The organism is Microcoleus sp. MON1_C5 (assembly GCF_036701875.1).
Classification (GTDB): domain Bacteria; phylum Cyanobacteriota; class Cyanobacteriia; order Cyanobacteriales; family Microcoleaceae; genus Microcoleus.
Window position 1 is genome coordinate 113,071 of record NZ_JAUBRN010000001.1, and the last position, 24,281, is coordinate 137,351.

Consider the following 24,281-nt stretch of genomic DNA (forward strand, 5'->3'; position numbering starts at 1 on the left):
AAGGCAAAAATTTTATAAGTAACTCCACCTAACAGAAGAGAATAGCCAGATACCAGACTTGTTTAAGAAGTAGGGTATCTGGCTATTCGGTTGAATTCTCCAACCCTAAACAGCTTGCACTTGCTTTTCCTCAACAGCCACAGGTTCTTGATATACAGTTTGAGACTCATTAGCCAAAAAGTCAGCCAATTGAGCTTCAATTTCATCCCGCACAATCTGGCGGTATTCCAGGAAATGCTCGTTGTGAGCACACACTGTTAAATAATGATCCCAAACCGCAGGATTGCGCTTGAGAATGCTGAACAAATGATGCCAAAACTTCCAGCGAGTTTTGCGCTTGACTCCCTGCCGCCACACCACAGTTAGCAGTGCTCGCAAATCGATCCAACTGGGAATTCTTGCAGGTATATTTGCTGTAGGTGCACCCAACATTAAGAAATGGCGATAAGTCCGGTCTAAATATTTCTCAGCATCGTACACTTCGCAGAATGCTTCGACATATTCCCGGGCAATATCTTCGAGAGGCCGCGTCGGGATAAAGTTCATCAAAGTAGTCTGATTGAGGTTGCCAGATTTGTCGCGCAACCGCCCTTCTTTTGCTAGTCTGTGGGACAACGCAGTGTGTGGCAAAGCTTGCAGCATTCCAAAGGTTGTGCTCGGAATGGCGGCTGCTTCGGCAAACTGGACAATCCGCTGGCCGGCACCGGGTTTTTCCCCGTCAAATCCGATGATGAATCCGGCCATTACTCGCAAACCGGATTTGGCAATTAACTCTACCGATTCTATCAAAGAATTGCGGGTATTTTGGAATTTTTTCGTCATTTGCAGGCTTTCTTCGTCGGGAGTTTCAATCCCTAGAAATACTGCATTGAAATTGCAAGCAACCATCATATCCATCAATTCTTGGTCTTGGGCTAAATCGATGGAGGCTTCTGTGTTGAAAGTAAACGGGAATTTGTGTTCTTCTTGCCAGACTTTTAAGTCTTTTAGCAACAGTTTGACGCTGCGTTTGTTGCCGATAAAGTTGTCGTCTACCATGAACACGCCGCGCCGCCAGCCCAAGTTGTAGAGATAGTCTAATTCTGCTATCAATTGTTGGGGGTTTTTGGTGCGGGGTTTGCGGCCGTAGAGGACGATGATGTCGCAGAATTCGCACTGGAAGGGACAACCTCGGGAAAATTGAATCGACATCGAATCGTAGGCGTCTAATTCCAGCAAATCGAAGCGGGGGATTGGAGTTGTGGTAACATCGGGTTTTACGCCGTCCGATCGATAAATTCCGCTTTTTTCGCCGCGCGCTATTGCTTCGACGAACATCGGCAAGGTGATTTCGCCTTCGTCGAGAATCAGGTAATCTATGCCCGCTGCTTGAGGTTCTTCGGGTACGGAAGTCGGGTAGGGGCCGCCGCAAGCTACGGATTTACCGCGCCGTTTTGCTTCGCGAATGATGTCTAGCAAATCTTCTTTTTGGACAATCATTGCGGACAGAATAACGAGCTCTGCCCATTCCCATTCTGCTTCGGTGATTTGTCTGATGTTGCGATCGACTAACTTAAATTCCCATTCTTGGGGTAAAATAGCTGCTACCGTTACCAAACCCAGCGGTGGCAGCAGCACTTTACGATCGACTAATTCTAAAATTTTCTCGTAAGACCAAAATGTTTTCGGAAACAGCGGGTAAACTAGAAGAACTCGCATTATATGTTAAACCTCACATCAGTAAACAACTTGCGATCGGGCTGGCGTGTTTGAGAGTTCGATCGACTCTCAAGACTTAATGTTAAGGCTAAAATTACGATCTTGCACTCGATCGAATATCTGGCGAGGGGTGACACCCCCTAAGCCACACACAATGAGCGCAATTTTTAGCTTGCAGTTCCCTGTTAAAGTTTGCAAATGCTGATATCTTATCGTATTTGACCCTTAATTGACGATAATCGCATTTAAAAAGCATGGGATTAAGGCAAAAAAGAACTTGAAACAGTAAATTAGTCATTTGGTGTGCACGGATCACCCTACATTACTCGTTTGGTCCACATTCCTTCTTCCCTCTTCCTTCTCCCCTAATTTAAATCTTTGCCGGGAATCCCGCTAGTTCTTAACATATCGGCAACTGTGCCGCAGTAACTCGGCATTCCTATGCTTTCAGGATTCACAAGATTTTGATAGGTAAAATGGCGGTAGCTGATGCAAAATCTATCCCAAGCAGCCACCTGAATTCGGAACAGCCAAATAAAGAAATCGGCCAGCCAAGGTGACAGAGTAATCCGAAAAAATATCTTTTTATTCAAATACTGGCAAGCTTGTTCTACCACTTCGTTAGCTGTAATCGCCGGATTTCCTAGCACAAAATGTCGCGGTTCCTCGGAAGCCGGCGGATGTTCAACTAAATAATTAACTACTTTAGCAATATCTGCGCCGTGGATGAAGTGAAAACTGCCATCTGCCTTAAACCAGCGAATCAAACCAATCCATTTTGCGACAAGTGGCAAGCCCGATGACAAGTGAGAGACGGGTTTTTCTGCGTCTCCTCCCAATACTAATGTCGGATAAAGTGCCGTAATCGGAGGCACATTTGTCAAGGCTGACAAATGCACCATACACTTGTACTTTGAGCTAATATAATCTGTCCCCAGTTCCCCGGCTTCTTTGAGCAAATTGTTGTCTCTACCGAGAATACTGGCAGTTGAAAAATAAATTACTTGCTGGCAAGTCTGTGGCGAAAGTAGTTGAATTAGGCGGAGAGTTTTGGTGACGTTAACGTCAAACACTTCTTGAGTTCCTCCCCAAGCAGTGGCAGCTAAAATTGCGACATTAATTGTTTGCAGAAGTTCGGCGTGTCGATCGATATCTCGCATATCGCCTTGTATTATATGGATGCCGGGGCGGGCTTTCCAATCAAATTTTAATTTTTCGGGGTTGCGAACTAAGAGGTAAAGTTCGTGATTTGTTTCTTGAATCAAAGTTTCGGCCATGTAGTGACCGATACAGCCACTTGCACCCGTCACAAAAATTTTTTTGGAGTTCATTTTGCCGCAGGGGAAGAGGGAGGATTTGACGCTTTTTTGACGGTAGGGAAACGGGATGGCCTATTAGTGTCAACTTAAACCTAAAGTCGATGAGGAATATCCCTTTTATTCGAGTCCAGATCCCCCTAAATCCCCCTTAAGAAGGGACTTTGAGTGCTTCATGTCCCCCCCTTATTAAGGGGGGTTAGGGGGGATCTAGACTTTGATACAAACAACAGAGACGGTCGGTTTTACGTTAAGTTGACACTAATGGACTCTTGGAGTGTCCTACAACTATCAGGTGCAATTAACCGGATTCGCTCCGATTATATAATCTTTTTCCACGGTAGGGATACGCCATTGCCGTATCCCCACCAATATCAGGTGCAATTAACCGGATTTGATCGGATTCTACAATCGAAATCAAATTAAGCAGCAACTGCAAGCAATTTGTCGGCTTGTTTTGCGGTTTCAAAGAAGAAACGCACGTTATCTTCGGGAGTTCCCGGTAATACGCCGTGTCCCAAATTGAGGATGTGTCCGCGATGACCGGCTTTGCGAATTGTATCAAGAATTCGATCGCGAATAAACGGTTGAGAACCAAACAACACGCCCGGATCGAGATTTCCTTGAACGTTCATATTCGGGCCCAAACGTCGGCGCGCGTCGGCCATGTCAACAGTCCAATCGACGCTGACGATATCCGCGCCGGATGTTGCCATACGTTCGAGGATGCCGGCACTTCCAGTGACTAACAGAATTAGCGGGGTGTCGGGATGGGTTTTTTTGACTTGCTCGAATACTTGCTTCTGGTAAGGTAAAGCGAAGGTGTCGTAGTCCTGCGGGGAGAGTTGGCCGGCCCAGGAGTCGAACATTTGCACTACTTGCGCGCCACAGTCGATTTGATAGCGCACGTAAACGGCGATCGCATCGGCGAATTTCGACAGCAACTGATGTAGTAAAGTTGGATCGGAAAATGCCATGTTTTTGATGATGGCATAATCCTTAGAACCTTTACCCTCAACCGCATAGGCCGCCAGCGTCCACGGCGCGCCCACAAAACCGAGCACGGTGGATTTGTTGCCGACTTCCTCGCGCAGGGATTTCAGGATTGTTTTGATAAACGGCAAGCTTTCTTCCGGGTTCAGCGGTTGCAGGTCGTCGATTTGCTGCTGAGTGCGGATGGGTGCGTGGATAATCGGGCCTTTACCTTCGGCGATGTCCATGTCGATGCCCAAACCGGGCATGGGGGTGACAATATCGGAAAACAGAATAACGCCGTCGGGTTGAAACGCGCGCCACGGCTGAAGGGAAACTTCGATCGCAACTTCGGGAATTTCGGAACGTTCGCGAAACGAGGGATACTTTTCTCGCAAATCTCGATAAGCCTTCATGTAGCGGCCGGCTTGACGCATCATCCACACGGGCGGGCGGTCTAGGGTTTCGCCGCGGGCTGCCCGCAACAACAAGGGAACTTCATTTAATGCCGACATTTTAACTTTTCTCTACCTTAGATATTTCAATGCCTTTGGTAGCTTACCACTGTGCGATCGTCCTTTTTGACAAAATCGTTGTGTGTACAAATGTGTATTTTGTCATTGCCAAAGAAAGTGAGGCGATAGCCAGAGATCGACTCGTATATAAAGGACTGTATAAGTCCTGTGTATAGGCTCAGAAACCCGGTTTCTTCGTAGAAACCGGGTTTCTGATTCCGCGCTACAGTTTGACCTACTTACCTCGTCACGCAGATTCCGCCCACCACTACCCGACATTGATCTCGGCCCGCATCGAATCTACTATCATTCCGCCTCGCCGAGTCTAAATCTCTAGTCCGCGAATTGTAATAATAATCTCCCGCCGGGAAGTTTCTAGTCGGGACAGCGCAGTAAGTCGAGTCTTGATTAGCATCGTCAAACCTGACTCTCACCATAGAACGTCTCTCGCGACAATCAACAGACCGCAAGCCAAAATCATCTTGCAGAAGCTGTGCTCTGTCATATTGACCGTCATATCGACCGTCATCTCGCCTGGTGTACCAATCGTCCCGCGAATTGCGAGCTCGTCTGTCGCCCCCATCAATTCCCGCCACTTCCAGCGTGTAGCTACCGCCTCTGGCAGCATCTTTTGCTAACACTAACAGTTTATAATCGCCGCTACGAGGAATTTGATAATTAAAAGAACGCTCTTGGGTAAAAGCGACTTGTTTGTTGTTCCCGTAAAAAAGCACCATGACGGGAGCAAAACCGCTCCTTGTATCTGTGTCTAAAAACACTTCAATGTTGTCGCCTTCCCGAGCGCTGAAGGTGTATTCTTGGCCGCGCAATTCTTCCGTCGGAGAGCCCGGAACCCACATATTCCGGAAACGGTAAATCGGGGAAGTGCGGCGAATTACTCCATCTATGCGATCGTTATTCTGTATCTGTTCGCCAACTGCACTAGACGAAATGCCAGTGAGTGCCAATCCTGCAACTAGCACAGTGGCCGCAATACTGTTTAACAAGTTGTGCGTTCTCATATCAACCTCTGGAAAAATTTAAAATCTTTTTGCTTTGTTGGCGCCGACATTTGCATACACAATCCATTTTAAATGTAATTTCTGCCAACCGTGTCAACCTCACCCAACCCCGCTATTTAGCTGGTGGAAAATCTCAAGTTAAAGTTATAGACGTTGATCTCTAATCTAAAGTTGCGATTTATCGCCGCAAATCAGCAATCCCGATTCAGCGTCGAGACAAGCCATGATTCCCATAGGTAAAGCAGCGTTAACCCCCTCGTGGCCGAAGGGCAAATCCGAGACAATGGGAATATTCAAATCCCCGAGCCGATCGCGCAAAACCTCTTCAATGCTAAAACTGGGAATACTTGGATCAATCTCGCAGCGGCTGAAGCGCCCCAAAGCAATGCCCCGCACCCCAGCGAAAGCCCCCGCCATCCGCCACAAAGTCAGCATTCGATCGACCCTGTAAGGAGCCTCGGAAACATCCTCAAAGGCGAGAATAACCCCGGTCAAATCCGGTTGATACGGGGTTCCGAGCATATGAGAAGCAACCGTCAGATTCGCAGGAAACAGCCGCCCCGTGGCTTTTCCGCTGCCCCATCCTTTACCTTGCAAAGATTGTAAGGGACGACCTTCTATGCAGTCAAAAAGTCGATCGACAGACCAATCCGGTTCCGCAGCCAAAGTTGTCAGCATCGGCCCGTGAACACCCCAAACACCCAATTTAGCCTGATTCCACAGCAAAGCAGTAATGTCGGAAAAGCCGATTAACCATTTCGGCGAATGGGAATCGGGAGTGGGAAATTGGGAATTTTCCGCCTTTCCCACATTTCCTTTTTCCAAAAGTCGAGTGCTGCCGAAACCGCCTCGAACACAGAGAATACCTCGACAATCCGGGTCATTGAGGGCATCTGCCAACTGTCGGACGCGGTTTTCGTCGGAACCGGCCAAATAGCCCCAGCGATCGTCAAAACCCGGTGTTAATTCAATTCGATAGCCGCGGGATTTCCAAATTTCTACACCGCGTTCAAAGGTACTTAATTCTCGCAGAGGGCCGCTGGGAGCAATTACGCGCAGCAAATCTCCCGGTTGCAGAAATTTTATGTCAGTCATTAGTTATTAGTTATGAGTTATTTGTTATTTGTTATATCTTGTTTGGTTAATCGATCGTAATTCTGTAGAGGCGACTTTTACAGACAATTTCTGACTGAAACAGACAATCTCGAAAACCCGCCCCCACCCATCCATAAATACAAACCTACATTTTCGGATTCGAGGCAAAAAATTTCAGGTTGATATAGGTTATCGGTTGTGGCGGGGCGGGTTTATCTAGATTGGCGATAATCGTTAGATATTGTCTGTGAAACCCGCCCCTACGGGATATGGTTGATTATTGATTTAGGAGTGAGTTTTTCAGATTGTTTGTGAATCATTAACTACGGTAAAGTCAGAATTTCTACCCCAGAATCAGTCACAGCCAGAGTGTGCTCGAATTGAGCCGAAAGCTTTCCATCCTTGGTGATAGAAGTCCAACCATCGGCGAGAATTTCTACTTCCCAAGTACCCTCATTAATCATCGGCTCGATCGTAAAAACCATGCCTTGTCTGAGCTTTTTTCCTGTACCCCGCTTGCCGTAATGCAGAATTTCCGGTTCAGTGTGAAAGACTCGGTGAATCCCGTGCCCCGCAAAATTTCGCACTACCGAAAAGCCCTGTGCTTCAGCATATTCTTGAATCGCGGCACCGATGTCGCCGGTACGAGCACCCGGTTTGACTTCCGCAATTCCTCTTCTTAAACATTCCTCGGTTACTTCAACTAACTTTTTCGCTACAGGTGAAGGTTGGCCCACAAAAAAAGTTTTGGAAGTATCGCCATGATAACCATCAACTAAAGGTGTTACATCAATATTAATAATGTCACCTTCTTTCAGAATTTGTTTCGCATTGGGGATGCCGTGACACACTACTTCATTGACGCTAGCACACAGAGATTTGGGAAATCCTTTATAGCCTAGCGGAGCGCTTTTTGCTCCGTGTGCCAAAGTCCAGCGTTCGGCTTCGTCGTTAATTTCCAGAGTGCTAACTCCGGGTTTTACCATCGGTTCGAGATGTAGCAGAAGTTCGGCCGCTAAACGGCCTGCTTGGCGCATTTTTTCGATTTCTCTACTGGATAAAAGCACTAAACGTTCGGTTGCCATAGTTTTTTCAGTTTGCTTTTTTTGTGGTCGATTAAGAGTTTATTTAACTCAATTTTAGAATAGATGTGAATCGCTGTTCAATAAACTTGTAAGGTGCATCAGTCAGCGAATCTTTCTAAAAATGTGCCAGTATTATTACTTACACACCCTACTAGCAGTGATAGATTTGAACCAGTGTTCACAACGATCGCCCAAAGCTGCTAAAGAATATTCTACCTCTGCTTGTCGCCTGCAAGCGCTGCGGTCAATTTGGTCTAAGTGGGCGATCGCACCTACCAAGCCATTTACACTATCAGGCTCCACTAAAAAGCCCGTCAGTCCGTCTCTAACAATTTCGGCCGGCCCCCCGCGCTCGTAAGCAATCACGGGCACACCGCACGCTAAAGCCTCGATCGCGACATTTCCGAAAGCTTCCACCCAACGTGGTGTCATCAACAATGCTCGGCACTGACGGACTTGCTCTTGCATTTGGGTTGTTGTCAGAAACCCTAAATATTCTACCGGAGCATCCGGGTAATCTGCACAAATTTTTTGCCAATAATCCTCATCTTGCATTTTGCCCATAATTTTCAGGGGAATGCCTGTAATTTTCGCTGCTGCTACTGCATCTTCTAAGCCTTTCTCCGGGGCGATGCGGCCTAGCCAAGCTAATTTAGACTGCGGTTTGTTGCAAAATTCGTACAGGGATAAATCTATGCCATTTCCCAACAACTGACATTCATCGGCAAAGGCGAATGTTTTGGCTTGAGAAGCGGTGTGAACTCCGATCGTACCAGGAAACTGGAGGGCGGTTTGTCCGGCAATGCGATCGAGGGCGGCGGAAAGGGAGCCCATGCTGATCAAATGTGCGATCGGAGTCCTAAAAAATGGTGTCAAATAAAACGGCAGCCAATCGTAGGCAAAGTTAACAATGACATGCCATTCATCCTGAACTTGGCGAGCATATTCCCACATATTCGCCAGCACAGAATCTGCGGGCATCACAATAGGATCGTTGTAATCTTGTGTTTGGGCGGTTACTTGCAAATCGCCCGTTATTTCGATTACTGGAATTGATTCTAAGACTGAACCTATCGGCGCTACAACTGCTATTTTATGACCCCGACTCTGCAATTCTTTAGCAATGTTAAGGACTGTAAGTTCGACACCGCCACCCAACCCCGAACCTAGTTGACCGACCGAAGTTGACAGGAACAATAGTTTTAAAGGGTTATTAGTCATTAATCCTTAATCATTAGTCAGCATTCACTAATTTTAACATAATCTAAATTATAAATTCTCCCATCTCAAATCTCAATTTTAAAATAATTTTAAAATTGCTACATTTATTAATCCCTCCCAGAACGCGGACGGAGGCGATTCAACTGATTGATTGCCCAGCGAGCAACTTCCTGAACTTCGGGATCTGGATCGTCCGTCGCACGGTGCAACAAGTAACTGATTTGATTCACCAATTCGTAAATTCGCGTCAAGTCGCGAATTGCATTTTTACGCACTTCGGGATTTTCATTTTGCAGCGAAATTGACCACGCATTATTCATGGGTTTGAGCGTGCGAATGCCAATTTCCGAGAGACTTGCCAAAATTAAACTGTACTGCTTGGAGTCGGAATTTGCTAGCAAATCGAGCAACGGCTCAACTGCTCTGGAATCTCCCCGCTGGCCGAGTTCCCAAATTGCTTTGCCCCTCTTTGCCGGATTTAGGTGCTGCAAATCTTCAATCAGTGCTTCAATAATATCAACTTTAGGTCTACCATCCGTTTCGGGAAGGGCAATATCTTTCTTGGGGCTCGCTAGGGAATCGCCTTGATTAGTTGTTTCGGGAATGTTGAAACCTGTGTTGCTGTACCCATTGCTGTGATGTTCCAAGGGCGAGGTGTCGGAATTAATTCCATCGCCCTCGAATGCTGCATCGTCGGATTCTGATTCCCCGGATTCCAGGATAAAAGGCCGATCGCTGTCGAGACTGTTGTCTTTTGGCAAATCCAAAGGGAAGGGCAAGGCTGACAGCGGTTTTGATAGCCCAAAAGAAGCTTCTTGCTGTGTAATTGCGTGCGAGTTTGTAGGAGAATCGGAATTAGTAAATTGAGAGTTTCTTTGGTTGTGGCGCTCAAATCTTCCCCGTCTTCGCTTAGAATAATTTGACTCGTCACTGCTAACTAATTTGAGCATGATAAATACTGCCGCTGCCGTGACGACAACTGCTGCCAAACCCAACATTAAGAACCCCCGCTGACGAGACAAAATGACGATCAAATTGGATACTGATTTCGGGATCTTAGAATTAGATTTGGACGTTTTGGACGGCTGAGATTTGTTTTTATCGGGCGCTGGAGACGGTTTTGAAGGCTTGGAATCCTGGCGATCGCCCGGGGGAGAGTTCGCCTGAGCAATTTCTGGGGAAACAGCCCGGTAGGAAGCATTGAGAGCCTGGTGCTTTCCGTCCGCACTTGGACTGAACGCAGCGCCCAGACAGGCAATGCAGGTGAACAAACATACAGAGGAGCGGTAATGCGCCATAAGACTCAATCCGGGTTTTGAGAGGCAACGCCGCATGACGAGCTTTAGTTTAACCTTGAGTTAGCTCGATCCTAGCTGCTATGGACTTAACTAACTCACTAATAGCACCAGACTAACGAAAAACCCTGGTTTGAGAGGGCACCGAGCCAGCTCTCATAACCACAATTGTGTCATTGACGTGCAACTCCTTTAAATCATTAGTTTAATTAGTTTAAAACGAACAACTACATCGGCGGCCGCGACTTTAGCAGCGGCATCCCGAAAGTTGATTGCAGCTAATCTCACCTACGTGCAGTGTGCAGTGCAGGCCCCGCAGCGCAGCACTGCAGGGGCACTAGCAGACGATTGTGGCTCGCCGTCGATTTCTCACTAATAGCGTGGTATGACCAAGAGTTTAACAAGCTTCCGAGCCTGCGGGTCGATCGTTTTTGTCTGAATTTGGGCGGAAGTGGGACAGGGGGATTGGCACTGGAAACGAGAAACCTGGTTTTTTCGTTAATTCTTCGCTACTAAACCGCATATTTTCAGTACATTCAAGGACGCACTCTGGAGATCGTAAACCAGTTTTATTTACCAAAAATGCTGTAAGAAAGAGAGCGCTGATTTGACAGATGTTAATTTGAAGGGGGCAATTATGCCGGATAGAAGTGTTTGGGCGATCGGCTAAGATAACCGTTAGGAAATATTGTATTCAGCTAGCCAGCGCCAAAAATCATACTATCTTGTAAAAGTAGGGTCGGATTTAGTTAGGAGCTATAGTGACAGCGAGTAGACCCTTTCACGCAGGCGTCCTATGCCAACGTTTTGTTTATTTCTACCCACTTATTTAAGTTAAATCAATCGGTATTTAATGCTGTGCCGCCAAATTTGATATAAGATCGAGCTAAATTTCTAGTGTGAGAGTAGAGGCGTTTGTGAGCCAACAAGATATTTTAAATTTAGCAAAAGAAGGCGATGCTAGGGCGATCGCATTTCTGATCGGCCAAGCACTCCAAAGCTTCGGCGTCACGGCTAAAGCCAGCCGGGAAAATGACACCCTGCACCTGCTGCTGGAAGCAGAACAATTGCCCGCAGAAGAAGCCTGTCTCCGAGTCGCAGTCAAAGGGTTGCAGCGGCTGCAACCAAATAACCTTTACTCAGTGACAGTTTACGGGCGGCAGGGCGGCCAGCAATTACCCGCTTGGACTCAGACGGTAGAATTAAAAAAACGCTTGACTTCCGAACCCGTGAGTCCATTAGTTGCCGTGAATGCCGCAGTAGCTGCGAGTGCAGCAGTAGCCGCGAGTCTACCCGCTTCTCCCATTCCTGTAACTTTGCCCAAGCTAGAAGAACCTCAAAATGTCACAACTGCGCCCCCTCCAACACCAGAAAAATCTCCGCCCCAACCCCCTAAAATCCCCACCCCAAAACCCCCAAATCAAAGGCAGCAAAAGCAATCACCCCAGCCAGAGTTAGCCCGCACTAAAACTAAAAAATCTGGGCTGTCACTCGGTGCTCTGAGTCTAATTCTCGTGCCGATATCCGGCTTTGTGCTGGCTTCTCAACTTTACAAATCCTCAACCACCGCTACTAATAACCCTCTAACGTCCAAGCCTGCGGTACAAGAAGTGATCTCGACACCAGCACCAGCAGCCGCAGCCAAACCCCTTCCAGATCCAAAATCGCCCTCCCCGGCTGCCAAAAAACCTGCCACTGTGCCCGCAACTGTCAGCATCAAAGCAGTTGGCGACATGGTTCCCGGTACAAATTATCCCTACAACAAACTGCCGGCAAAAAAAGAGATGTTATTAGAGTCGGTAAAACCGTACCTCAAAGGAGCTGATATTCTGTTTGGCAATTTTGAAAGCACGATGACCGATTATCCTTACAGTTCCAAAGCAGGCGGCGGACGAATGCTGATTGCCTTTCGGACGCCTCCGAGTTATGCCAAAATCTTCAAAGATGTTGGTTTTGATATTTTGAGTATTGCCAACAATCACTCTTACGATTTTCACGAGCAGGGATTTAATGACACCATTAAAAACATCGACAGCAATGGCATGAAGGCTGTTGGCAAAAGAGATCAAATTGTTTATAAAAATGTCAAGGGTGTGAATTTTGCATTTATCGGTTTCAGCAACTACGGCGACGTTCACAATTCTTTGCTGGAACTGAAAGCAGGAGCCGAAGTTGTCAAAAAAGCTAAGGAAAAAGCTGATATTGTAGTGATATCAGTTCATGCTGGCTCTGAAGGAACGGGAGCTCTGAATGTGAGAAATAAAACTGAGTTCTTTTACGGAGAAAACCGGGGAAATATGGTTTTGTTTTCGCGGACGATGATTGATGCGGGAGCAGATTTGATTTTGGGACATGGCCCGCACGTTCCCAGAGCTATGGAACTTTATAAAGGGAAATTGGTTGCTTATTCGCTGGGCAATTTTTTGGGTTATCGCACTTTGTCCTCAGCAGGAGCACTCGGTAAATCTCTAATTTTGGATGTGAAAATGACTCCGCAAGGGGATTTTGTTTCTGGTAAGATTATCCCCATCCAACTTGACGGGCGAGGTGTGCCGGCTGTTGATAACAATTTTAGGACTGTGGGGTTAATTGACCGTTTGACAAAGAGCGATTTTCCCAATAGCGGTTTGACAATTGATGACAAGGGACAAATTTTGAAAAAGAGTAAGTGAGTAGGGTGCGTCGCCCTCAACAATAACTGGTTCCCAGGCTTGGGCTGGGAACCAGTAATAAAACTATTGTGACCCGCTGCTCTAATCAACGTCCGAAATATGCAATTTAAATGCTATACAGCTTAGCCGCCCCTATAGTGCAATCATCGTTTTCAAAGCTTCTTTCATTTCGTCTGCTGTCGTCGTTGCCGTACCGAACTGACGCACGACAATACTAGCCGCCAAATTGCCCAAAACTGCCGCTTCCCAACCAGATGCACCGACGCACAAAGCTAAAGTCATTGCTGCTACAACTGTATCTCCAGCACCGGTTACGTCGAATACATCAGTCTTGTTAAAAGGGGGAATGTCCCAACTTTGAATGGCAAATTCCCCCTTTTCACAAATGGATGTTGGAGGGGGTGAATTTTTGATTTCTTCGCCGTTCGCCCTTTCAAACAAAGTCATCCCTTCTTCGCCGCGAGTAATCAGGATTTTTTGAGCTTGAGTTAAGTTCAACAAATCGCGTCCTGCTTGCATTAAAGTTTGAGGGTTTTTGATAGCATATCCGACGGCTTGCTCGGCTTCGGGCAAGTTCGGAGTAAATAACATTGCTCCAGAATATCGCTGCAAATTTGTTTGAGCGTCTACTATTGTTTTGCCGGGAACCACTGCCGATTCGATCGCCAAATTCGTCAAAACTCCGTCGCCGTAGTCGGAACAAACCACTGCATCTACTGTCGGTATTTGCTGCCGGATGTAGTCTGCCAGTTGCAACTGCAAATCTAAATCCGGCAACTCGTCCGATTTGCGATCGACTCGGACAATTTGCTGAGTCACTGACTGCCGCGCGTGTCCGGAAATTCGAGTTTTGGTGACCGTGGGACGCTGCGAATCGATTAAAATCCCACCCGTATCAATTCCCGCCGCCTCAAAAATACCGCACAAAGCCTTTCCCTGGTCGTCTTTTCCCACCAAACCAGCAACTTTTACTTTGCCTCCCAGTTTGGCTAAATTATAGACAGCATTTGCGCCACCTCCGGGTACTTGCTGAGTATTTTCGTAGCGCAAAATCAACACAGGTGCTTCGCGGGAAATTCGCTCTACTTGTCCGGTAAGAAACTCGTCCAAGGTCAAATCTCCGATCGCTAATACCTGCGCTCGATCGAAGCAGTCTAATCTTTTCAATAATTGCTCTGTTGAGGCACGCAGTTGAGGCAAAAAATCGGAATAGTCGTTAGTCATTAACCAAAAAAATGAGACTGAGGAGTTAATAATTGAGTGTGGAACGAGCGGGAATTAAAAATCCTAATATTAATTAATAATTAATTTCCTCCCTTGTTTTATTTTTAACTTTTAATTGATTTTCTCACTGGGATTTTGAGAAACCAGTTGCAGGCTATTTGCGATCGCACTCGCTCAAACAATTGGGCAAAAAAATGCGGATAAAATCGCCGCCCTTGAGACTCAACTGAAAGTTGCACGGTGTGGAAGTTTCCTTCTACATAAGTGCCTTCAAAAAACAGCAGAATTATTTCAATTTCTGCTTGATGATCGTAATCACCTGACTCATTTGTTTTTTGAGTGCATCAATTTCCGCTTGCATTTTCGCCATTTTCGCAGTCATCGCCTGAATTTCGGCGGCGTCCGCTCCAGAGCTGGGTGCAGCGGCGGCTGCTGGGGCTTCCGGCACTGGTTTCTTTTTGGCCAGTACCATCGCCGATTTGATCGCCTCGGTTAGCTGCTTCTTCTCAAACGGTTTGGCGATGAATGCAAAAAAATGCTTCTCAAAGGGTTTCGGAATTTTTTCCATCACCTCTTCTTCGCGGCCCGACATGATCACCAAAGGTATTTTAGAAAGCTCAGGATGGGCTTGCACTTTTTGATACACTTCCCAACCGCTGACTTTGGGCAGTAGGAAATCTAACATAATTAGATTTGGCCGGGCTTGACGGATCAGTTTGAGTCCCTCTTCGCCGTCTTTTGCTTCTAGAACTTCAAAGTTACCCTGAGGCAACATCTCTCGGACTCGGACGCGGATGACTTTACTGTCATCGATTACCAAGATTTTTTGACCAGCCACGACTGACTCCTTCAGTAATGAATGAGTGATGATTTGCAACCTTCAGTATATCCCTAACAGAATTCTACCCATAATTCTGGGCGAGTTTAGTTTTGTTGCACCTCGGCGCGATTCTGATTTCGGGTGATACTCCTACAAGTTCAGGGGCTTTGATTTCGGATACGATCGAAGGAATTAACTCAATCGCCACTTAATTTTATGTCGCCCCAAACTCCTAAAACTCCTACTGTTAAAGCAGTTGCCGCCCCAATGCGGGGTGAAATCGAGGCGATGCCGGAATGGTTGCGTAGACCCGTTGGCAAAGCTAGCGAACTTTCCCAAGTGCAAAAAATTATCAAACAGCGGCAAATTCACACGATTTGTGAGGAGGGGAGATGTCCCAACCGGGGCGAGTGCTACGCGCAAAAAACGGCGACTTTTTTGTTGATGGGGCCGACTTGCACCCGCGCTTGTGCTTTTTGTCAAGTAGATAAAGGTCATTCTCCGATGCCGCTAGACCCGGAGGAACCGAAAAAGGTGGCCGAGGCTGTGCAGTTGTTGGGTTTGCGCTATGCGGTGCTGACTTCGGTGGCGAGAGATGATTTGCCGGATGGGGGTGCGGGTTGGTTTGCCAGGACGATCGCCCAAATCCGCCTTCTTAACCCGGATACTGAAGTTGAGGTACTGACGCCGGATTTTTGGGGGGGAATGGGGAGGAGTTCAGAGGAGAATTCAGGGCTCGATGAGTTGCAGCGACAGCGGATTCGCACGGTGGTGGAGGCTAAACCGGCTTGTTACAACCACAATATTGAGACGGTGCGCCGATTGCAAGGGCCGGTGCGGAGGGGGGCGAAGTACGATCGCTCGATCGATGTTCTGCGTATTGTTAAGCAATATGACCCAACTATTCCCACCAAATCTGGTTTGATGTTGGGACACGGGGAAACCGAAGCCGAGATAGTTGAAGCGATGACCGATTTGCGGGATGCCAAGTGCGATCGGCTCACCCTCGGTCAATACATGAGACCATCTCTAGAGCACCTCCCAGTGCGTAAATACTGGACGCCAGCCGAATTTGACCGTTTCGGGTCGATCGCCCGGGAGATGGGGTTTGAGCGCGTGCGATCGGGGCCTCTCGTCCGCAGTTCCTACCACGCCGGAGAGAGCGATTGAAACTAATTTGAATTCAACTCGGTATAAACTCCTTGTTACAAAAAATAACTCTAGAGGATTGTGCATAAGTGCGACGCTCTCTGCTATTTGTAAATAGAGTGACATTATGAATTAGGAGCTTTACCTATGCCAGAGATAGCGAAGAACCAATTAAAATCCGACTCCGTGATGAAAACGGGCAAATTCCCTTACACCTTTCGCGCAGGCTGGTTTCTCTTGCTGTTAGCAATCAATTTTGTGGTTGCAGGCTTTTATTTCCATATCATTGAATAGTTCTGCAAGTTAACGTTTAGCAGACCCTGCTGTTCTCGACCTCAACGTCGGAGAATGGGAGAGATGGAGAGGGGGACAGTTTGGAGTTTGGAGTTGGCGAGAATATGACTTCATTCTTCTAACTAATGACTACTGACTTTTTCCCTCTTCCTTCTGACTCCTGACTCCTGACTTCCGACTTTGGCTCAATAATTAATCCCTGTATCCGTGTCAAAATCTGTGTCGTGCCTTCCTTCTTCTCTCTTTCTTCTAACTAATGACTTCTCTAGCGATTTCTGGACGATTCTAGCTTTGACAACCGCTCTTGAATTTTGATAACATCTTGCTTAGTTTCAATTGCCAAAGTTGCTAAATTGTCAAACAGCGGGTCTCCCGACAGCATTCTAGCATTTGTCCGACCAGAACCGGAAGGAGACTGAGACCGGTTAACTCTAGAACCTTGATTCTGCAAACTGTAGATTTGTCCTCTGAGTTCAGAAATTTGACGTTCTAATTGAATAATGCGAAATTCTAATTGAGTTGTGGATTGAGCGGGTGTAAAAATTGGCGAAACAGCAATTGCTAAGGCACAAGCCAGACACAAAACACAGAGTTTCAGGGCGCGATGGCGAATTTTTTTCGGCATAGCTTTAAGGATTTAAATTATACCACTTCTACGATAACAAATCGCCGATATTTTGGTCTCTATCAGAAGTATGTCTTATGGCAACTAGGAACGTAGCTATTTTAATGTTCGATGATGTTGAGGTACTGGACTTTGCAGGCCCCTTTGAAGTGTTTTCGGTGACATCAGAATTAAATAAGGGCGAGCGACCTTTTGCAGTCTCTACCGTAGCCGAACATCCCGGTGCTGTCAACGCCCGCAACGGTTTGAGTGTAAATCCCGACTGCACCTTTTCCGATTGTCCGCCACCGGATATTTTAATTGTACCGGGAGGACAAGGTACGAGAAAGTTAATCGATAATTCAGCAGTTATTAATTGGATAAAAGATTGTGCGCGAACAGCAGAATTAGTGCTTTCTGTCTGTACGGGTTCGCTGCTTTTGGCAAAAGCTGGCTTGTTGGAAGGTTTGGAAGCAACTACACACCATCAAGTATTGGATTTATTGAAAGAATTAGCTCCCAACACAACTATTATCGAAAATCAGCGATTTGTAGATAACGGCAAAATCATCACTTCTGGGGGAATTGCTGCGGGAATTGATATGTCTTTGCACGTTGTCGGCAAGCTTTTGGGAACAGCACAAGCTGAACAAACAGCAGAACACATGGAATATAAAATTGGGAATTGGTAATTGGGCATTGGGCATCGGGTATCGGGCATTGTTAATTGTATAATTGGCGCGTTGGGGCGGGTTTTACCAACCATAATTGCCTACAACAAACAATTCGGTAAACCCGCCCCGCACATACACGAAGGATGCTACTGGACGTGATGTCAAGCATCTTCGCCCCAAACTTTTAGTTGTAAATAAACTAATAGCAAAGCTACAGCCATCAGGAAAGTTGCCGCAGCGGCTGCATAGCCAAAATCAAATTGCGAAAAAGCTTGCTCGTAAATATAATAAACTAGCAAATTAGTAGAGTTTAAAGGGCCGCCGCCGGTGATGACGTAAACTTGCTCGAAACTCCGCAGAGTAAAAATAGCAGTAGTGACAGTAGCAAATACTAAAGTCGGCCGCAAACCGGGTAAAGTGATGTACAAAAATTGCTGCCAAGCATTAGCTCCATCCAGTTCTGCGGCTTCGTAACGATTTACCGGAATTGCTTGCAATCCTGCTAAAAATACTACCATATTAAAGCCTAATTGTTTCCAAACACTGAGCAGAATTATCACTGGCATTGCCCAAACTGTGGTGCTAAGCCAAGGAATTGGATTTAAGCCGATCGCATTTAGGGCATTATTCACCGGGCCTTCGGTTTGAAACAACCACCGCCAGCCCAAGCCAACTGCAACTAAAGAGGTAATCGAAGGAATAAAATAAGCGGTGCGGAGAGCTCCTCGCCAAGCAAACGAGCGATTTAGCAAAACTGCTAAACCCAATGGAATCACTAAACTGGGAATGACTGTTGCAGTAGTAAAATAGAGCGTGTTTTGGAGAATTTGCCCAAAATCCGGGTTTGTGACTAGACGCCAGTAGTTGTTCAAGCCAATCCAACGCACTCCCGACTGGGTAAAGCTGCCGCTGGTAAAGCTGAGGTAAAATAAATAGGCGATCGGCCCAATCAAAAAAGTACCCAGAAATAGCAAAGCTGGGGCCAGGAAAGTCCAAGCTGCGATCGCATCATTATCCAACCAGTTAAAACGCCCAAATTTAATCCGAACCATTGGCTTGTAAATTTTAGCTTTTAGTTTTAAATGGTATCACAAAATAGGTCAATCTCAAAATGAACCTTCTCGATATATTAGCTCATTTACCCACTATAGAAACTGAAAGGCTCCTGCTCCGAAAAATTACTTTAAACGATGCGAGCGATATGTTTGAGTATGCCTCAAACCCCGAAGTATCACAATACACAATGTGGTCAACCCACACCTCGCTCGAAGACACTAAATACTTTCTCAAGTCACTTACAAAAATGTACAAAAGACGAGAGCTTGTAGATTGGGGAATTGTCCACAAAGTCGAGCAAAAGTTTATCGGGACTTGCGGATTTGTGGAATGGAGTATGACGCACAGCCGCGCGGAAATTGGCTACGCACTCTCTAGAAGCTATTGGGGCGAAGGATACATGAGCGAGGCTGTCAATGCAGTTATTGAATTCGGCTTTCGGGAGATGTTGCTGAATCGAATTATGGCTCGATGTGAAGTTAACAATATTGCTTCCGCTCGGGTGATGGAAAAAGTGGGGATGCAATTGGAAGGGGTATTGCGACAGCACCTATTTGTGAAAGACAGATATTGGGATCTAAAACTTTATTCGATTCTCAGGGAAGAGTTTTTTGACAATATTGTAGAATAGGAGTGAATCAGTAGGTCAGCGAAAAAAAATAATATACTTAGGACTTACGCAATATCTCCATGTAGAGTGCGCCGAAGCACACCTTACCCTTTACCTCTATAGTAGAATACGAGTAAATAGTTTTTATCTTTATGACCAAGAATTTCTAGATGGTACAAGCCCCCGGATTTATCCGTGGGGTCAATCCAAAATCTCAAATCTAAAATCTAAAATCGAATGACCCTTTACCTGTAGTGTAAAAAACGAGAGAATAGTTTTTATCTTTATGACCAAGAATTTCTAGATGGTACAAGCCCCCGGATTTATCCGTGGAATCAATCCCAAATCTCAAATCTAAAATCCTCAAGCCCCCGAATTTATCCGTGGGGTCAATCCAAAATCTCAAATCTAAAATCTAAAATCGAATGACCGCTAATCCAGTATCTGTTAATTCCAATGCCTGCCTGATTTCTCCTGAGATTGGCAAAAGTTCGATAGCTCCGGCCCATCCTCCATTAAAATTAGGAGTTTTAGCATCAGGAAGCGGCAGCAACTTCGAGGTAATTGCCCAAGCCATCCAAAATCAACAACTCAACGCTAAAATCCCAGTATTAATTTACAACAACCCCGAAGCCAAAGCCGCAGCTAGAGCAGAAAAATACGGCATTCCCTCGATTCTGCTCAATCACCGCGACTGCAAAAGCCGCGAAGAATTAGATACAAAAATTGTCAAAACTTTTCAAGAATATGATGTAGAATGGGTCGTGATGGCGGGTTGGATGCGAATTGTTACCACAGTTTTGTTTGATGCTTTTCCCGATCGCGTTATTAACATTCACCCCAGCTTACTGCCGAGTTTCCCAGGAATTCGCGCCGTCGAGCAAGCACTAGCTGCCAAGGTTAAAATCACCGGCTGTACTGTGCATATCGCCCGTTTAGAAGTAGACAGCGGGCCGATTTTAATGCAGGCTGCGGTGCCGGTATTGCCTGATGATACTGCAGAAACACTGCACGCGAGAATTCAGGTGCAAGAGCACAAGATTATGCTCGGTGCGATCGCACTTATTGCCGAATCTAATCGAAAATATTGTGACTAAAAACCTCACCAGTGCCGCATCTTCCCCGGAATTCCCTGTCAGCGAATCACCCGAAACAGGCCCGCCGCTGACAGACTCGAATCGCCTGAAATTAATTCTCAAAGAAAGGCTCAAAAGGAGCATCGGCCTCAAGGGAGAATTCTATCTGCCTTGCTTGCCATCGATGCTAGATGACTATCTTAAATTACTGTCAGACTTCTTAAACATTCTCGGACAAAACATCGACGCTGCCCAAGCCGAAAACTTGCGAACATTAATCGCCAACGCCTTAGCAGAAGGATTCAAAAATTCCCCCCACGCTAATCTAATAGTCTCATATTTTCCCGCTAATTCCCAAAGCGGTTTAGCCGGGGGCATTACTCTGAATACCAAGATTCAAGTCGAATCGATGGCCCAGAAATATCATAGCTGGCCGGATATTCGGCCCGAACCTTTATTCGGCAGCCATCCCGATGCCAAAGTCATCGCCATTGCCGCCGAATTAGGTGAACCGGGAAAAGCACCTATTTTAGATGTCGGTGCGGGGCCAGGGCGCAATAGTTTGCCTTTAGCAAGGTTAGGTCATTCCGTGGATGCGATCGAACTAACACCGATATTTGCCGAAAAACTATCAGTTGCAGCAACCGCCGAAAACTTGCCGATAAATGTCACCCAAGGCGACGTTTTAGATCCATTATTGAGGATGAAAACTTATCGGTACAAATTAGCCATTGCTACCGAAGTTCTCTCTCATTTCCGCTACCCCGAACAAATTCGTCTTTTCCTCGGCAAAATGTCCGATGCTGTTTTAAGTGGCGGGTTTATCTTATTCAGTGCTTTCTTAGCAGTAGATGGGTACGAACCCGACGAGATGGCAAAACAAATGTCTGAATTGTGTTGGTCTTATCTGATTACCAGACAAGAATTGCAAGCAGCAATAGAGGGTTTGCCGTTAGAAATTATTTCTGATGAATCTGTGATTGAATACGAACAAAAACATTTGCCTGACTCTGCGTGGCCGCCGACACCTTGGTTTGTCAGTTGGGCTAGCGGGCGCGATTTATTTTCTGTGCAACAAACACCGCCGTTAGAGTTGCGGTGGATACTTGTTAAACGCTTGTAGAGTTTATTGTTTTCGCTCAATTTTTAGGTAAAAATTGTCGAAATTTGTCCGAGGTTTGGGCGAGGATACTTTTGTCGGGGAAATGGCCGAGGATTTGATATTATCTTGAATTTTGTTAAAGGTCAGGATTTTATATACGGCTTGCTGAATAAGGTGAAAAAGGAGACGCGGCGTTGGGTTGTCTGACCGAAAAAAGGTGGGGGAGTGCAAAAAAAATAGCGATCTAATGCCTCAAAACCCTTGCATCACCATTGACAATCATGTACGGAAAAGTTGAGCAAGCTCTTTGTGCCTCGTGCAAAGCTCGTTGGGGCTCCACACTCAAGCGATGAATACAAAATCCCCAACCTCTTTAAGAAGTTGGGGATTTTAACGGTTAAGTTCACGACTCAAAGGGGATTGCCATAGATCTCACGATCGCGCTGCATGGGTTTTCTCAGGCTTCAACCGCGAAAATCGCCTGGTAATCCCCTTTAAAGCGGTGTTCAATACCGCAAGAAATCATTACTTAGTGACACACATAAATCCTCCGCTGACAAACTTAGGTGTTGAGCCTGGTGGACAGTCTTCCTCAGTAATGCTTCCCTCAAGTGGATTCCTTGATGATGGCGGAGTAGATTGCGGAGTAATCGTTGTCGTCGATCGCTCCGGGGAGACGCCCAAGAAGTTTGGTTGAGGAACAGTAGTCCCGTTCCGACCCACCGCAGGCAACTCTAGCAGTGTTATGGTCGCTTGCCCTGTGCCATCATTGGTCACGGCGTTCTGATCTCCGGGATGCCCATTCGTAATAAACAGTTGTGGATGATCGAACGGGGCACGCTCATAGCGAACGCGATCGTCGGTCAGAGATTCCATGAATAGGACCAAAGACGTTTTCTCTTCCTCGCTGAGGTTGAGGTTGCGGATGCCAATATCGAGATTGTCAATGTTGTTCTCAGCAAAATCCCCGCCTCGATTGTAGAAATCAACGACCTGTCGCAAAGTGAGTTGCCCACCGTTGTGGAAGTAGGGAGCCGTCAACTCAATATTCCGCAATCCAGGCGTTTTGAATGCACCGTCTGCTGTAATGCGCTCATCTGCACCGACGGGTATATTTGGAGTTGCATTTAGTAATGACGGAAAGAGTCCTCGCGCAGCTAGCCGCGATTCTGAAAGGGGATTGCCGAAAGGATCATTGGCGCCCACGCCCAAGTCTTCCCCAGTCGGTCGAACGGCAATATTGTAGAAGGCATTGTCATAGACAGCTTGTCCACCATTTCCCACCCTCATCCGTCTGACCCGTTGATTCTCCACATTTTTGACGGAGGCGTTGGTCGTTTCAGCCCCACCGTGACAGAAGACACACCCCGCTCTACCTTCAAACAGATCCTTGCCTTGCTTTTGCTGTACAGTCAGCGCGTTGCTGTTTCCCTCCATAAATCGATCGAAAGGTGAATCGTTAGAAATCAAGGTGGACTCGTACAGTTGAATCGCTAATCCGAAAAACAATGAGAAGTTGTAGTCCATCAGTGTAAACTCATCGGTTGCCAACGCTCCCTGCGGCTGCTTGAAAGACCGAGTTCCTCTAGCATCAACCTTGATGATTTGCTTCGAGTCCCACCACTCTGGTTTAAACGCATCCTCAATCATGTTTTCGTAACTTTTATCTTTGAGTCCGGGCTGGGGCCAACGGCTCAAGGTGCCCAGAACGCTGTCTTCGGGATGCACAAGCTGTTGGCCAAGCGGCCGTAGCTGTTTGAGCTTTTTACCTGTCTCTCTAGGCAGCTTTTTGACTTTAATCCGATCGAACTTCTGCCCGATATCAGGAAATACCCGACCCGTTGCGGATTCTTCCACAGAGCTTAGCGGTGGGCCCACTGCCTGCGACGCCAGCGATGAATTCTTCAGGCTAATTTTCACCTGCTGCAGAGGGGATTGCTTTGTGGGTGCTTTCAGGACAAAGGCACCTGGGTCTCTTGACCCAAACGGATTCACACCATTAAATTCGTTTTGGGCGCGTCCGTCCCAAAAGTTGCGGAAGTTATACACAGCGTTAATTGTGCTGGGCGTGTTGCGCTCAGTTACCTGACGCACGTTAGTGCCCTGGACGTTAAAAATTGGATCTGGCTGAACCTCTACCTTATCCACCGCACTACCAGGGACAATATCGATGAATTTTGCCAGACTTACCCCTTGAGATCCTGCAACATCGTTCGTGTCACCTAGAACTTGCGACAAGCGATTGTTCGGGTCTGCCAGCTTGTGGAACGGAAAGTCCGCTGGCTGCAGCACAGAGTTGGGACCCTTACCTGCATTAAAGGTAGTGTCTGGATTTGGCCCACCGCTGGCATTTACCTGCAACAGCCCAGGGCTGAGCTGGTTCTTAGCACGATTATCAACTCCAGCGTGAAAGTGGCAACTGGCGCAAGACTGGTTGCCGTTGCTGCCCACCTGCAAATCCCAGAACAGGGCTTTTCCTAAGGCAATTGCAGCCGGTTTGTCTTTGACGAATTCTCCTAAGTTTGGTGGCTCAGGGACTGCTACGGTTTTAAGCGAAGCCAGTGGATTAGGCGGTCTGGGACCGACTTGAGCCGATGCTGTGTGTCCGGCTAAGATGGCAACAGCGACAACTGTAGCGATTGCCATAATGTTGCTTCTTCGCTTAAGCAGCCTTGCTACGAACCGAAAGAGATTAGTTAAATGCGTCCAAATGAAATTTTTCAACATTTTGCTTATTTGTGTGGCTCATAAACTCCTTTGTCCAAAACTGAGTCCTCAAAT

General features: G+C 46.6%; 20 protein-coding genes. 7 read left to right on the plus strand and 13 right to left on the minus strand.

Translation table 11 applies throughout. From position 1 onward, the window contains the following. Nucleotides 1-105: 105 nt before the first annotated feature. From QUA71_RS00470 to QUA71_RS00505, 8 genes are all read right to left on the minus strand, one after another. Nucleotides 106-1,698 (minus strand): B12-binding domain-containing radical SAM protein, encoded by a 1,593-nt coding sequence (locus QUA71_RS00470; protein WP_333280872.1) that lies wholly within the window; start codon nt 1,696-1,698, stop codon nt 106-108. A 365-nt stretch (nt 1,699-2,063) separates the two neighbouring features. Further along, complete coding sequence (locus QUA71_RS00475) at nt 2,064-3,029, minus strand: NAD(P)-dependent oxidoreductase (RefSeq protein WP_333280875.1); 966 nt, start codon at nt 3,027-3,029, stop codon at nt 2,064-2,066. A 407-nt stretch (nt 3,030-3,436) separates the two neighbouring features. After that, nucleotides 3,437-4,501, minus strand: a complete 1,065-nt coding sequence (hemE, locus tag QUA71_RS00480) for a uroporphyrinogen decarboxylase (protein ID WP_333280878.1) — start codon at nt 4,499-4,501, stop codon at nt 3,437-3,439. Nucleotides 4,502-4,740: 239 nt separating this feature from the next. Beyond that, on the minus strand, nt 4,741-5,523 hold the full coding sequence (locus tag QUA71_RS00485; RefSeq protein WP_006635183.1) for a hypothetical protein: 783 nt from the start codon (nt 5,521-5,523) through the stop codon (nt 4,741-4,743). A 165-nt stretch (nt 5,524-5,688) separates the two neighbouring features. Next, nucleotides 5,689-6,618, minus strand: a complete 930-nt coding sequence (locus QUA71_RS00490; protein WP_333280883.1) for an LD-carboxypeptidase — start codon at nt 6,616-6,618, stop codon at nt 5,689-5,691. A 323-nt stretch (nt 6,619-6,941) separates the two neighbouring features. After that, nucleotides 6,942-7,703, minus strand: a complete 762-nt coding sequence (gene map, locus QUA71_RS00495; protein ID WP_006635181.1) for a type I methionyl aminopeptidase — start codon at nt 7,701-7,703, stop codon at nt 6,942-6,944. A 135-nt stretch (nt 7,704-7,838) separates the two neighbouring features. Further along, nucleotides 7,839-8,924 (minus strand): glycosyltransferase family 4 protein, encoded by a 1,086-nt coding sequence (locus QUA71_RS00500; RefSeq protein ID WP_333280886.1) that lies wholly within the window; start codon nt 8,922-8,924, stop codon nt 7,839-7,841. Nucleotides 8,925-9,031: 107 nt separating this feature from the next. Beyond that, a complete protein-coding gene (locus QUA71_RS00505) occupies nt 9,032-10,222 on the minus strand; it encodes a HEAT repeat domain-containing protein (RefSeq protein WP_333280889.1) in 1,191 nt (396 codons plus the stop codon). 914 nt (nt 10,223-11,136) lie between these two features. Between QUA71_RS00505 and QUA71_RS00510 the strand changes: the two genes are divergently transcribed. Beyond that, nucleotides 11,137-12,891, plus strand: a complete 1,755-nt coding sequence (locus tag QUA71_RS00510) for a CapA family protein (protein WP_333280891.1) — start codon at nt 11,137-11,139, stop codon at nt 12,889-12,891. A gap of 132 nt (nt 12,892-13,023) precedes the next feature. On the opposite strand, the gene QUA71_RS00515 is transcribed toward QUA71_RS00510, so the two are convergent. Both QUA71_RS00515 and QUA71_RS00520 read right to left on the minus strand, forming a co-directional pair. Then, nucleotides 13,024-14,115, minus strand: coding sequence for a PfkB family carbohydrate kinase (locus QUA71_RS00515; protein WP_190659697.1), 1,092 nt, complete (start codon nt 14,113-14,115; stop codon nt 13,024-13,026). A 286-nt stretch (nt 14,116-14,401) separates the two neighbouring features. Beyond that, nucleotides 14,402-14,953, minus strand: coding sequence for a response regulator (locus QUA71_RS00520; RefSeq protein WP_333214307.1), 552 nt, complete (start codon nt 14,951-14,953; stop codon nt 14,402-14,404). Between the two features lie 198 nt (nt 14,954-15,151). Here QUA71_RS00520 and lipA point away from each other — a divergent pair, with 198 nt between their 5' ends. Then, nucleotides 15,152-16,105: a lipoyl synthase gene (gene lipA / locus QUA71_RS00525; RefSeq protein ID WP_333280895.1), complete on the plus strand. Its 954-nt coding sequence runs from the start codon at nt 15,152-15,154 to the stop codon at nt 16,103-16,105. 168 nt (nt 16,106-16,273) lie between these two features. Next, a complete protein-coding gene (gene psaX / locus QUA71_RS00530) occupies nt 16,274-16,378 on the plus strand; it encodes a photosystem I protein PsaX (protein WP_333137367.1) in 105 nt (34 codons plus the stop codon). Between the two features lie 265 nt (nt 16,379-16,643). Here psaX and QUA71_RS00535 read toward each other — a convergent pair whose 3' ends face one another. Continuing rightward, a complete protein-coding gene (locus QUA71_RS00535; RefSeq protein WP_333280898.1) occupies nt 16,644-17,003 on the minus strand; it encodes a hypothetical protein in 360 nt (119 codons plus the stop codon). A 77-nt stretch (nt 17,004-17,080) separates the two neighbouring features. On the opposite strand from QUA71_RS00535, the gene QUA71_RS00540 reads away from it, so the two are divergent. Then, a complete protein-coding gene (locus QUA71_RS00540; RefSeq protein ID WP_333280901.1) occupies nt 17,081-17,674 on the plus strand; it encodes a DJ-1/PfpI family protein in 594 nt (197 codons plus the stop codon). Between the two features lie 143 nt (nt 17,675-17,817). On the opposite strand, the gene QUA71_RS00545 is transcribed toward QUA71_RS00540, so the two are convergent. After that, nucleotides 17,818-18,708 carry a sugar ABC transporter permease gene (locus QUA71_RS00545; RefSeq protein WP_333280904.1) on the minus strand — a complete coding sequence of 297 codons (891 nt, stop codon included), beginning with the start codon at nt 18,706-18,708 and terminating at the stop codon, nt 17,818-17,820. A 59-nt stretch (nt 18,709-18,767) separates the two neighbouring features. Here QUA71_RS00545 and QUA71_RS00550 point away from each other — a divergent pair, with 59 nt between their 5' ends. The 3 genes from QUA71_RS00550 (at nt 18,768) to QUA71_RS00560 (ending at nt 21,521) form a co-directional block, all read left to right on the plus strand. Then, the gene (locus tag QUA71_RS00550; RefSeq protein ID WP_333280907.1) at nt 18,768-19,343 is read left to right on the plus strand and encodes a GNAT family protein; all 576 of its coding nucleotides are present in this window, start codon (nt 18,768-18,770) and stop codon (nt 19,341-19,343) included. A gap of 404 nt (nt 19,344-19,747) precedes the next feature. Further along, entirely contained in the window at nt 19,748-20,419 is a 672-nt protein-coding gene (gene purN, locus QUA71_RS00555; RefSeq protein ID WP_333280910.1) for a phosphoribosylglycinamide formyltransferase, read from the plus strand. Further along, the gene (locus QUA71_RS00560) at nt 20,412-21,521 is read left to right on the plus strand and encodes a class I SAM-dependent methyltransferase (RefSeq protein WP_333280912.1); all 1,110 of its coding nucleotides are present in this window, start codon (nt 20,412-20,414) and stop codon (nt 21,519-21,521) included. The genes purN and QUA71_RS00560 overlap by 8 nt, the downstream gene beginning before the upstream one ends. Nucleotides 21,522-22,025: 504 nt before the next feature. Here QUA71_RS00560 and QUA71_RS00565 read toward each other — a convergent pair. Continuing rightward, entirely contained in the window at nt 22,026-24,146 is a 2,121-nt protein-coding gene (locus QUA71_RS00565) for a cytochrome c peroxidase (RefSeq protein ID WP_333280915.1), read from the minus strand. Nucleotides 24,147-24,281: the final 135 nt, after the last annotated feature.